Raw genomic sequence first — 11,922 nt, forward strand, 5'->3', positions numbered from 1 at the left:
ATGTCGCCCAGACGATCGATGAGGCTGCGGCAACAGCGATGGCCAAGGCGCGCAATGCGGCGGGCGCGGTGCCCCCGGCCGACACGCCCGGGCTGCTGGCGGCGATGCCGATCATCAACCCTGGCGAGACGGGGACGATGACATTCACTGCCCCGACGAAGCCGGGCACCTACATCTTCCTCTGCACCTTCCCCGCCCACTATGCGGGCGGCATGGCTGGGGAGCTGGTGGTGAACTAGCATCACTGAGGCACTGATGAGATGAGACACTGAGGCCCCCGGCGCGCGATGCGCGCCGGGGGCCTTGCTCGTCATCAGTGTCTCAGTATCTCAGTATCTCAGCATCTCAGTGTCTCAGTGATGCGGAGACACTGAGCAGCACGCCCGGCCTCAGTGCCTCAGCGGCTCAGCGCCTCAGTGATGCGGAGTGGGGTGCGCCGGCGGGCGTAGTTGCGGGCCTGGGCGCGGATGATATCCCAGGTCATCTTCATCTGGACGCCCCAGGGGGCGGGGGCCATCGTCTTGTGCATGTAGCTGTCGAAGGTGAGCCGCTGCACATCGGGGTTGCGGCACATCTCGGTGAAGACCTCCATCTGGCGCTCGTTGCCGTAGCCCCACCACTGGAGGAAGCGCAGGAACTGGTACATGGTGCCGTACTGCTTCCACCATGATCGCTCGTAGGCGCGCAGGTTCTTCGCCGTGGGCGCGTCGAGGTGCTGGCCGAGCGTCTGGGCGGCCATCTCGCCGCTCTTCATGGCCCAGTAGATCCCCTCACCGGAGGTGTGGACGACCAGGCCGGCGGCGTCGCCGATCAGCATGGCGCGGTCGAAGGCCATCTGTTTGCGCGGCTCCATGGGCAGGGCGTGGGCCTCGCGCAGGATGACCCGCCCGCCGTCGAGAGACGGGCCGATGCGGCGCTTGAGGTTGGCCAGCAGCTCCTTGGCGCGCTGGGTGTGGCCGGGGCCGGCGCCGATCCCGACGGTGATGTGGTCCTTCTTCGGGAAGGCCCAGGAGTACAGGTCGGGGCTGACCTCCGCGCCGAGGTAGAGGTCGGCCGTGTCCTCCCAGCGCGCCATCTGGCTATCGGGGAGGGCGATGCGCTCCTGGATAGCCACGGCGCGGGGCAGGGCGGGCAGGCCAAGCATCTTCGCCGTGGGCGAGTAGGCCCCGTCGGCACCGATCACCACATCGGCGGAGATCGTGTGCTCGCTGCCGTCGGCCATGGAGCGGTAGGAGGCCCGCACGCCGGCCTCCGTCACCTCAAGGCCGGTGAGCTGGGCGTGGATCAGCTCGGCGCCGCGCTCCTGGGCGCGCTCGCGCAGGTAGCCATCAAAGACCTCGCGGCGCACCATGGCGACATAGTCATCATCGGTGGGGATGGTGCCGGCGACGGGGACGCTCGTCTCCTGGCCGGAGGGCGAGACAATCAGGCAGTTCTTCACCTTACGGTCGATCAGGTGCGTCGGCAGATCAAACTCGCGGAAGGCGGCCGGGGGCACCGCGCCGCCGCAGGGCTTGGCCTTCTGCAGCTCCTTCTCGATCATCACCGTCTCGACGCCGAGCCCGCGTAGCGTAATCGCCGCCGTAGCCCCGCCGACAGACGCGCCTATGATGAGTACCCGAGGTGCCATGTGGTTTCCATACTAGGGACGCAGTGTGTCGCGCCCATACGATACGATAGCCAGATGTCCTATTTACCCAGCCAGACCGATCGCGGCGGCGAGCATGCCCCAGACAAAGAGCATGATCGCGGTGGCGTTGAAGAAGACCTCGTTATGCTCCGGGTCGCGGATGAAGCGGACGTTCGGGACGCTCTGGGCGGCCAGGAGCAGGCCGACCACCGCGCCCGCGATCGGGTGGCCCCACCAGAAGAGGAGCCCGATCACCCCGAGCTGCGCGACGCCCATCGTGATCACCACAAGGCGGGCGGCCATCACCTTGCCGTACTGCACCGGGATGGACCTGATGCCCATCTTGGTATCACCGACGATGCTCTTGAAGTCGTTGACCGTCATGATGCCGTGAGCGCCAAGCGAGTAGAGCATAGCGACAGCGACGCTCGGCCCGGTGAGGGCGCCGAAGGCGGCGTGGCCGGCGAGCCAGGCCAGGCCCTCGTACGAGATCGCCACCAGGGTGTTGCCCACCCAGCCGTTGCGCTTGCCGCGCAGCGGCTTCATGCTATAGGAGAGGGCGCAGATCAGGCCGATGCCCACATAGAGCGCCACCTCGCGGCCGAGGAAGATCGCGACGCTGCAGCCGAGCCAGGTCAGCACGACGGTGAGGATGTAGACGTGGCGCAAGGTGACCTGGCCGGAGGGGATGAGCCGCTGCGGCTCATTGATCGCGTCCACCTCGCGGTCGCAGTAGTCGTTCACCACCTGTGAGAGGCCAGTGAGGATCGGCCCAGCCATCAGCGTGCCAAGGAGCAGCCGGCCGATCAGATCGACAGACCAGCCCAGCTGACCGCTGGCCACCGCGCCGCAGAGAAACGCCCAAGCTGGCGCAAACCAGGTCACCGGCTTCATGAGCAGAAACGAGCGGCTCAGTATACCGCGAACCCCACCGGTGGGCCTGATGGCCTGCGTAACGGTGGGGGTGGGAGGGGTAATACTAGAGCTGTCGCGGAGGTCGCGCATGGGGTGCTCAATTCTAAATAATGAATGTTGAATGTTGAATGTAGTTCAACATTCAACATTCAACATTTGGCCGCTATTGGCCGCCGCGCAGTGCCTGCGGGAAGATCACCTGACCGGCGTCGCCCTTATCCACGAAGGACGACTGGTTCATCGCCGCCCTGGGGACGCTGATGCCATCGGCGTTATTGTAGCCCTGGTGGCAGGTGTAGCAGCCGGGCACATTGTAGTACTGCCCATTGAGCTGCTGGTAGGAGAAGCTGCTCGCCCCGCCCTCAAGCGCCGTCGGGATGGCCGGCTTCGCGATGGCGCCGTAGGTCGTCCAGTTCGCCTGGATCCACGAGGTCATCAGCAGCATCTGCTGGGCCTTGAGCTTGTTATAGGCGTAGAGCTGGTTGGTCACATTGTTGGCCGGCTGCGTCTCATAGGCCGTGAAGTTGCGCGAGTTATGGCAGTAGTTGCAGCCGACGCCCAGGCTCCAGGAGTTATTGTTCATCACGTTCTGGTTGATCGTGACCTGATCCTGGCTCCGCCCGCCCTTATAGGTGAGGGCCAGCGAGCCGCGCCCGCTCTCCGGGTCAGCTGCGTCGTAGGGCTTCCAGACCTGATAGTTATAGATGTAGTAGAGGATGGCGTCCTGGAGCTTCACCTGTCCCTGGATCGCCGCCGGCTTCAGTGCCGGGTCGGTGATAGCCTCGCCGTTGCTGTCGAGCGGATCGACCGTCACGTGGATCGGCGGGACGCTCTTGACGAACTGCGGGGCAAAGCCCTCCAGATTATTCGGCTTGCTGTTGTGGCAGGTCGCGCACTGAACATAGTTACCACGCCAGTTCGGCAGCTGGAGGATGAAGTTCGCGTTTAGGTCAGTCGCCAGGTACATCATGTTCCGGGCGGTGGTCTTCTGTGCGTAGGTGTCGAGCGAGAAGTTATTGATATCGTGGCAGTACTGGCAGCTCACGCCAAGCGCGCCGGCCACATACTGCTGCATATAGGCCCAGATCTGGGCCGAGTCCATGCCGGTGAGCACCTGGACGTTCACTGGGTTCGGGTTATTCTGCACCCATGTCTGGCCTGCCTGGACGCCCTGCACCCAGGCGTCGGTGCCGAGCCATGGCTGGCGACCATCGGTGGGCACATTCGGGGCAGATGAAGTGATGACCTTGATGCCGTCGCTTGAGCTCCATGGTGCCTGTGAGACGACCGTGGCGGCAGCGCGCTCCTGGCCGAGGGCGAGATCATAGACCCAGTAGAAGGTTGCGGTGGTCACCACAGCCACGATGATGCCTACGGCCACCGAGACAAAAATTGCCGTCTGTCGATCGCTTGGCCGGGACGACGATTGCATGGGAGTCTCCTCAACTCCAGGTCAGCAGCCCGGCGATGCCGCGCACTGCGGGGCCGGCTCCGACATAACATCTGCGGGTGATACGGCGAGCCGCGCGCCCTCCATCACAAAGCGGTGGAGTGACATGCTGGTATGGAGCGTCATCGGTAAGGTGGGGCGATACCGCTCTAGTATACACGAGATGCTTTTTGAGGTCAAATTTTGTTCTTATGTGCAAAATCAACCCCTCGTAACGCCCCCGATAGGCAACAACCGCCAGCAGATGGCCTGCCGGCGGTTGTTGTTCTGTCTGCTTGTCTGTCGGCGCCAACGCCGGCATCAGGCTGCCTACGCTGCTAGAAGCCGATGAGCGAACCGAGGTAGTTCAGCATCAGAACTGCGCCGGGAGCGCCCTGGGGCGTCAGGTTATCGAGCCAGTTGTACCGCACCGAGCTGAGCACGATGAAGTGGATGAGCAGGGCCACAACAAAGCCGAGAATGGTGAAGATGACAATGTTCGTTCGAACTGGACTGCGCGGGGGCATGGGCGAGCCTCCTAGAAATTGCAGATTGCAGATTGCAGATTGTAGATTGGCGGCAGAGTGCTTTGTTCAATCTGCAATCTGCAATCTACAATCTGTAATTACCTTTAGATACCGACGTTCAGCCAGGGGCGCCACAGCCATACCGCAAGGTGGGCAACAGCCGCGATCCCACCGAAGGCCCAGAACGACTTAACCATAATGTCGTGCATCAGCCAGTCCTGGTTGTTGAACAGCGAGCGCCAGCGGGATGGTACCAGATCGTCGTCGTCGCGCATGGGCGAACCTCCACTTGTTACAAGACCTTATGCCACGGTGAATACCAGGTACGTCCAGCGAGCCTGGCCGTTATCCGCGTCCCTCACCGCTCAGGAATGGGCGGCTATGAACGAGCGATGTATGCAAATCAAATCCCTTGTGTTGGGACAAATTATATAGGAGTCAACAAAATTTGTCAATCGTTTGCTTTTAAACACTTTTTGCTGCGTTGGGGGGGAGTTCCGTGCGCCCCTACACCTCCTCCGCTCCGCCCCCAGACCGACTACAAAGCCCCGCACGGGTGCTATACTGCCCCCTGCGCCCATCCGGGCGACTTCTGCGTTGATATGCCCTGCCGTCTACAGCCCCCTCGTGAAGGAGCATCAGCCTATGTCGAATCTGCGCCACCTGCTGCCCTACATGGCGCGCTACCGCATCATGCTGATCATCGGCGTCCTCTGCGCCTCCGTCGGCGCCGGGGTGAGCGCCCTCGGCCCCTACCTGCTGCGCCTCGCCGTCGATGCGATCAGCTCTGGGGGCGTCCAGATGCAGCCCCTGCTCACCTTCGGCGGCCTGATCATCCTGGTCGCCCTCGTCGATGGCGCCTTCAAGTTCGCCCAGCGCATGCTGATCGCCACCGCCTCCTACAAGGTGGAGTATGATCTGCGCGGCGACCTGTTCCGGCGCTACCTGAGCCTCGACCAGGGCTTCTTCGGGCGCAACCATACCGGCGACCTGATGGCCCGCGCCACCAACGACCTGAGCGCGGTGCGGCAGTTCCTCGGCGCGGGCCTGAACGGCACGGCCACGGCGGTGCTCACCTTCATCGCGTCCGCCATCCTCATGCTCGGGATCAATGTGCAGCTGGCGCTGGTGATGCTGCTGCTCATGCCGCTCTCCACGCTCGTCTTTGTGATTGTAGGCGGGCGCATGCGCCAGATCTTCACCAGCGTACAGGATCAGTTCGGCAATATCTCCACCCGCGCCCAGGAGAACTTCAGCGGAATCCGCACGATCAAGGCCTACGCCCAGGAGGACGCCGAGATCGCCGTCTTCGCCGAGGATAACGCCCGCTACCGCCAGCTGAACCTGCGCTACGTGCTGCTCAGCGGCGCGCTCTGGCCAAGCATGGCGCTGGCCCTCGGCGCGGTGGCGGCCCTGGTGCTGCTGGTCGGCGGGCGCCTGGTGGCCGCCGGCGAGATGACGATCGGCGAGCTGGTGCAGTTCAACGCCTACCTCGGGCTGCTGGCCTTCCCGATGATCATGCTCGGCTGGATGGTCAGCCTCTACCAGCAGGCCGCCGCCTCGATGGGGCGCCTGATCGAGGTGCTGCGCCGCGAGCCCGAGATCGCCAGCCGCCCCGCCGCCCGGCCCCTGCCCGCGCCCCGCGGCGATATCGAGTTTCGCGGGGTGGGGATCCGCTATGAACAGGATGCAGGTGGCAGGATGCAGGAGGCTGAGGGCCCGGCCTCCGGACTCCTGCCTCCTGCCCACGGCCCCTCCGACTGGCTGCTCGAAGACATCTCCTTCACCGTCCCCGCCGGCACCTCCCTGGCGATCATCGGCGCCACCGGCTCGGGCAAGACGACCCTGGTTCACCTGCTGGGCCGGGTGCGCGACACCGACGCCGGCGAGGTGCTCTTTGACGGGCTCGATGTGCGCGGCCTCGACCTGGCCGACCTGCGGCGGGCGATCGCCTATGTGCCCCAGGAGACTTTCCTGTTCAGCGTACCGCTGCGCGAGAATGTCGGGTTTGGCCTGGGCGACGGCGCCGACGAGCAGCTGCTCGACCACGCCGTGGCGGTCTCGCGGCTGAGCAACGACCTATCGCAGTTCCCCGACGGCATTGACACGATGGTGGGCGAGCGCGGGGTGACGCTCTCGGGCGGGCAGAAGCAGCGCGTGGCGATCGCCCGCGCCCTGACCCGCGACGCGGCGGTGCTGATCCTAGACGACGCGATGAGCAGCGTGGACACGCACACGGCGTCGCAGATCCTCGCCGGCCTGCGCGAGGTGATGCGCGGGCGCACGAGCATCATCATCGCCCAGCGCATCGCCACCGTGAAGGATGCCGACCAGATCGTCCTGTTGGACGGCGGGCGGATCGTCGAGCGCGGCGCCCACCGGGAGCTGCTGCGGCTCGGCGGGCGCTACGCCGCGATGTACCGCCGCGAGCTGCTGGAGTCTGAGTTGAGAATTGAGCGTTGAGCGTTGAGAATTGAGAATGGAAGCCACAGCTTTCTCATTTCTCATTTCTCAACGCTCAATTCCTCCCGAAGGGAGGGGATATGTCCCGAGGATTCGAGGACGACGAGATACTGGGGAAGGCCTACGACGGGCGGCTGGTGCGCCGGCTGACGGTGTTCGTGGCGCCCTACTGGCGGCGGCTGGCCGTGGCCGTGGCCCTGCTGCTGGGCGCGGCCCTGACCGACCTGGCGCCGCCGCTGCTGGTGCAGCGGGCGATCGACGGGCCGATCTCGGCGCGGCAGCTGGACGGCCTGTGGCCGATCTTCGCGATCTACGCGGGCGTGCTGGTGAGCAACTTCGCCCTGCGCTACGCCCACAACTACATCATCAACAGCGTGGGACAGCAGGTGATGCAGGACATGCGCACGGCGATCTTCCGCCACATCCAGCGCATGAGCCTGAGCTTCTTCGACCGCAACCCGGTGGGGCGGCTGCTCACCCGGATCACCAACGATGTGGACGCCCTGAACGAGTTCCTGACCCAGGGGCTGGTGATGATCCTGGCCGACATGGTCACGCTGGTGGGGATCATCTCGGTGATGCTGGTGCTGAACTGGCGGCTGGCGCTGATCAGCATGGCCACGCTGCCGGTGCTGACGCTGATCGTGTCGATCTACCAGCGCCACATGCGCAGCACCTACCGGGTGGTGCGCCAGCGGCTGGCGAAGATCAACGCCTACCTGAACGAGCAGATCGGCGGGGTGCTGGTGACGCAGCTCTTCACCCGCGAGGCGCGCAGCCAGGCCCACTTCGCCGAGCTGAGCGAGGACTACCTACAGGCCAACGTGCGCTCGGTGCTGATCTTCGCCCTATTCATCCCGGCGGTGGGCCTGATGGCGGCGATCGGCACGGCGGCGGTGCTCTACGGCGGCGGCCAGGGCGTGCTGGCGGGCTGGGCCTCGCTGGGCATGCTGGCGGCCTTCGTGCAGTACACCGAGCGGGCCTTCCAGCCCATCCGCAACCTGGCCGAGCGCTACACCATCCTCCAGGCGGCCATGGCCTCGGCCGAGCGGATCTTCGGGGTGCTGGACACGCCCGAGGATGTGCGCGACCCTGAGACCCCCGCGATCCTGCCGAGCCCGGTGCGCGGCGCGATCGAGTTCCGCGATGTGGTCTTCGGCTACAACCCGGACGAGCCGGTGCTGAAGGGGATCAGCATCAGCATCCCGGCCGGCCAGTCGGTGGCGATCGTGGGGGCCACCGGGGCCGGCAAGAGCTCGACGGTGGGCCTGCTGGCCCGCTTCTACGACGTGCAGCAGGGGGGGATCTACCTGGACGGGGTGGACATCCGGACGGTGGCCCAGCGCGAGCTGCGCCGCCACGTGGCCGCCGTGCCGCAGGACCCGGTCTGCTTCTCGGGGACGATCGCCAGCAACATCCGGCTGCACAGCGCGGAGATCAGCGACGAGCGCATGCGCTGGGCGGCCGAGCTGGTGAACGCCTCGGTGTTCATCGAGCGCATGCCGGGCGGCTACGATCACGAGATACGCGAGCGCGGCTCGAACCTGTCGATCGGCCAGCGCCAGCTGATCGCCTTCGCCCGCGCCCTGGCCTTCAACCCCGAGGTGCTGCTCATCCTCGACGAGGCCACCAGCAGCGTGGACACGGCCACCGAGGCGCTCATCCAGGACGCGCTGGTGAAGATGCTCAAGGGCCGCACCAGCATCGTGATCGCCCACCGCCTGAGCACGATCCGCCACGTGGACCGGATCATCGTGCTGGACCACGGCAGGGTGGTGGAGGACGGCAGCCACGAGGATCTGCTGGCGCTGGGCGGCTTCTACCACCGGCTGTACCACCTGCAGTTCGCCGAGCAGGCAGCGACGTGACGGCGTGACGGGCGACGGGGTGACATAGCGATGCGCTCACCCCGTCGCCCGGCGCCCCGCCCCCGTGCCCCGGCGCCCGCCCCGGCGTGGGTAGGGCCGAAGCATTCGCCCCACATGCATGGCCAGGTAGGCGATACATGCGGGGCGAATGCTTCGGCCCTACGCCCCGCATCATCGGGGTCATTCCGCGCCACCGGAACCGCCCCCGCGTCACAGGGGGCCAATTTCGCGTCTTCCGTGATTCAGACGCCCTACCGATACCCCTCGGCCTGCAAATTAAACAGCCGGGCGTAGGTGCCGTCGAGCGCGATCAGCTCGGCGTGGGTGCCCAGCTCGGCGATCTGGCCGCCCTCAATCACCGCGATCCGGTCGGCCATGCGCACCGTCGAGAAGCGGTGGCTGATCAGGAAGGCGATCCGCCCGGCGGTCAGCTCGCGGAAGCGCTGGAAGATCTCGTACTCGCGCTCGGCGTCCAGGGCCGAGGTGGGCTCGTCGAGCACCAGCACCTCGCTGTCGCGCATGAAGGCCCGGCTGAGGGCGATCTTCTGCCACTGGCCGCCGGAGAGCTCGGCGCCCTTCTCAAACCAGCGGCCGAGCAGGGTGTCGTAGCCGCCGGACAGCTTGGCCATCACCTCGTCGGCCCCGCCGCGCTCGGCCGCCGAGATGATCCGCGCCTCGTTGTCCAGGTCCTTGATCTGGCCGAAGCCGATGTTCTCGCGGGCCGAGACCTGGTAGCGCACGAAGTCCTGGAAGATCACACCGACGCAGTCGCGCAGATCCTCCATGTTGTACTCGCGCAGATCCACGCCGTCGAGCAGGATCTGGCCCTCGACCGGGTCGTAGAGCCGGGTGAGCAGCTTGATCAGGGTGGTCTTGCCGGCGCCGTTGGCCCCCACCAGGGCGATCTTCTCGCTGGGGCGGACCGTCAGGTTGACCCCGCGCAGCGCCCAGTCCTCGCGGTCGGGGTAGCGGAAGCTGACGTCGCGGAACTCGAAGCCCTGCTGGATGGGGCGGGGCACGGCGATGCCCTCGCCGCTGTGCATCTGCGGGGTGATCGCCAGGAAGCCGAACAGGTTCTCGAGAAACAGGCCGCTCTCGTAGAGCTGGCTGGTGTTGTAGAACATGCCCTGGAAGGTGATCTGGCTCTGGCGGAAGACCGTCAGGTAGAGGGTCATGTCGCCGATGCTGATCTGGCCGGCGACGGTGCGGTAGACGATCCAGGCGTAGGAGCCGTAGTAGCTGGCGCTTGCCAGCAGGCCCCAGAGCATGCTGATCAGCGAGCGGCGGCGGGCCAGCGACTCGTCCTCGTGGTAGAACTTCCAGAAGAACTCCTGGTAGCGCTTGAGCAGCGGCTCGCCGAGGCCGAAGAGCTTGATCTCCTTGGCGCTGTGGTCGACCGTGAGCAGGTGCTCCAGGTAGTTCATGCGGCGGTGCTCGGGGGCGCGCCAGGTGAGCAGGCGGAAGTTCAGCTTGCCGTACTTGCTCTGGGCGATGAAGGACGGGACGGTGGCGCCGAAGAGGATGAGCGCCACCAGCGGGCTGAAGGCCAGCAGGGCGGCGGCGAAGGAGATCAGGGTGATGCTGCCCTGGGCGATGTTGAAGCTGGTGGTGATGATGCTCAGGGCGCGGTAGTTCGACTCGCGGCGGGCGTTCTGCAGCTTGTCGTAGAACTGGGCGTCCTCGAAGTAGTGCAGGTCGAGCGCCAGGGCCTTGCGGATGATCGAGGTGTTGATGCTGTTGGTGAGCCGGGCGTTAAGCATGTGCTCGACCAGGGTGCGGCCCTGGCTGATCGCGGTGCCGACGGTGAGCAGGGCGAACTCGGCGATCAGGAAGGGCAGGGTGGCGCTGATGCCGGCCTGCGCGCCAGCCTGCGTGCTGACGTTCAGCACCACGGCGTCGACGATCAGCTTGCCGACCCAGGCCTGCGAGATCGGCAGCACGCCGCTGACCAAGGTCATCAGGGCCATGAGCACGGTGCCCAGGCGATGGGCTTCCCAGACGAGGATGAAGGCTTTGGGGACGTTGCGGAAAGCCGAGCGGATGTCGGCCCATCGCTCGCGGATTGTCTTAGGGGGCTCGGCCCCCTGCTCGGGCGTGGGTGTGCGGCGCCCGCGGGTTGCGATCATCGATGCTCCTTTTTTGTCATCAGGCCAGTATAGCCCGATTGCGGCGTGCGGGGATCGGACATTTGTCCAGGCTTTCGATTGCAGATTGCAGATTGCAGATTGGCTGCGATTATCTATGTTATGCAACCTTTGGGCGGCCGAGTCCGTCCCAACCGTAGCGCAGCGCAGACTCAGGCGATCTTTGCCCAATCTGCAATCTGCAATCTGCAATCACACAAGGGGACGACTATGGGGACGCTGATCGCGCTCGCCACCGGCCTGGGGCTCTCGACGGCCGCCGGGCTGAACGCCTTTCTCCCGCTGCTGACGATCGGCATCCTGGCCCGCTTCGGCCTGATCGAGCTGGCCGCGCCCTTCGGGCTGCTGACGCACCCGCTGGTGCTGCTGATCATCGCGGCCCTGGCGGTGCTGGACTTTGTGGGCGACAAGGTGCCCGCCGTGGATAGCGCGCTGCACGCGGCGGGCATGATCATCGCGCCGATCGCCGGGGCCATCCTGGCGCTGGCGGCCCAGGGCGATGTGGCGACGATCCACCCGGCGGTGGTGGCGATCGCCGGCGTGGTGGCGGCGGGCGGCGCGCACCTGGCGCGCACAGCGGCGCGCCCGATGGTCACGGCGGCGACGGCGGGCACGGGCAACCCGGTGATCAGCCTGGCCGAGGACGGGGCCGCGCTGCTGCTGAGCGTGCTGGCCATCATGGCCCCGGCCCTGGCGGTCATCCTGGCGGTCATCCTGGCGGTGGTGCTCTTCCGGGCCTTCCGGGGGGCCGCGCAGGTGTGGGGCGATCGCAGGACTCCTTGAGCCCGCGCGCGATGTGGGGTATGATCTATGAATGAATGACGACCATACTGATGCCACACGCCTCGACCGCCTGATCGCGGAGGCCCTGGCTGGGCGGCTGAGCCGCCGCGAGCTGATCCGGCGCGGGCTGGCGATGGGGCTCTCGCTGCCGGCGGTGGCGGCG

General features: G+C 65.9%; 10 protein-coding genes. 4 read left to right on the forward strand and 6 right to left on the reverse strand.

What is annotated here, in order from left to right:
* The coding region (locus tag K2Z83_RS05590; protein WP_255603367.1) for a plastocyanin/azurin family copper-binding protein at positions 1 to 239 on the forward strand (239 nt) is incomplete at its 5' end.
* A gap of 158 nt (positions 240 to 397) precedes the next feature.
* On the opposite strand, the gene K2Z83_RS05595 is transcribed toward K2Z83_RS05590, so the two are convergent.
* The 5 genes from K2Z83_RS05595 to pufB form a co-directional block, all read right to left on the reverse strand.
* Entirely contained in the window at positions 398 to 1,630 is a 1,233-nt protein-coding gene (locus K2Z83_RS05595; RefSeq protein WP_220594188.1) for a geranylgeranyl diphosphate reductase, read from the reverse strand.
* A 63-nt stretch (positions 1,631 to 1,693) separates the two neighbouring features.
* On the reverse strand, positions 1,694 to 2,635 hold the full coding sequence (gene chlG, locus K2Z83_RS05600; RefSeq protein WP_220594189.1) for a chlorophyll synthase ChlG: 942 nt from the start codon (positions 2,633 to 2,635) through the stop codon (positions 1,694 to 1,696).
* A gap of 73 nt (positions 2,636 to 2,708) precedes the next feature.
* The gene (locus K2Z83_RS05605) at positions 2,709 to 3,977 is read right to left on the reverse strand and encodes a photosynthetic reaction center cytochrome c subunit family protein (protein WP_220594190.1); all 1,269 of its coding nucleotides are present in this window, start codon (positions 3,975 to 3,977) and stop codon (positions 2,709 to 2,711) included.
* Positions 3,978 to 4,312: 335 nt separating this feature from the next.
* Positions 4,313 to 4,501, reverse strand: a complete 189-nt coding sequence (gene pufA / locus K2Z83_RS28785) for a light-harvesting antenna LH1, alpha subunit (protein WP_255603369.1) — start codon at positions 4,499 to 4,501, stop codon at positions 4,313 to 4,315.
* A 104-nt stretch (positions 4,502 to 4,605) separates the two neighbouring features.
* Positions 4,606 to 4,776, reverse strand: a complete 171-nt coding sequence (gene pufB, locus K2Z83_RS05615) for a light-harvesting antenna LH1, beta subunit (RefSeq protein ID WP_220594191.1) — start codon at positions 4,774 to 4,776, stop codon at positions 4,606 to 4,608.
* 370 nt (positions 4,777 to 5,146) lie between these two features.
* On the opposite strand from pufB, the gene K2Z83_RS05620 reads away from it, so the two are divergent.
* Both K2Z83_RS05620 and K2Z83_RS05625 read left to right on the forward strand, forming a co-directional pair.
* Entirely contained in the window at positions 5,147 to 6,964 is a 1,818-nt protein-coding gene (locus K2Z83_RS05620) for an ABC transporter ATP-binding protein (protein ID WP_220594192.1), read from the forward strand.
* Between the two features lie 80 nt (positions 6,965 to 7,044).
* Complete coding sequence (locus tag K2Z83_RS05625) at positions 7,045 to 8,832, forward strand: ABC transporter ATP-binding protein (protein ID WP_220594193.1); 1,788 nt, start codon at positions 7,045 to 7,047, stop codon at positions 8,830 to 8,832.
* A 251-nt stretch (positions 8,833 to 9,083) separates the two neighbouring features.
* Here K2Z83_RS05625 and K2Z83_RS05630 read toward each other — a convergent pair whose 3' ends face one another.
* Positions 9,084 to 10,958 carry an ABC transporter ATP-binding protein gene (locus K2Z83_RS05630; protein ID WP_220594194.1) on the reverse strand — a complete coding sequence of 625 codons (1,875 nt, stop codon included), beginning with the start codon at positions 10,956 to 10,958 and terminating at the stop codon, positions 9,084 to 9,086.
* Between the two features lie 228 nt (positions 10,959 to 11,186).
* Between K2Z83_RS05630 and K2Z83_RS05635 the strand changes: the two genes are divergently transcribed.
* Positions 11,187 to 11,759 carry a DUF4126 domain-containing protein gene (locus K2Z83_RS05635; RefSeq protein ID WP_220594195.1) on the forward strand — a complete coding sequence of 191 codons (573 nt, stop codon included), beginning with the start codon at positions 11,187 to 11,189 and terminating at the stop codon, positions 11,757 to 11,759.
* The last annotated feature ends 163 nt before the right edge of the window (positions 11,760 to 11,922 follow it).

The organism is Oscillochloris sp. ZM17-4, assembly GCF_019599295.1.
GTDB lineage: Bacteria > Chloroflexota > Chloroflexia > Chloroflexales > Chloroflexaceae > Oscillochloris.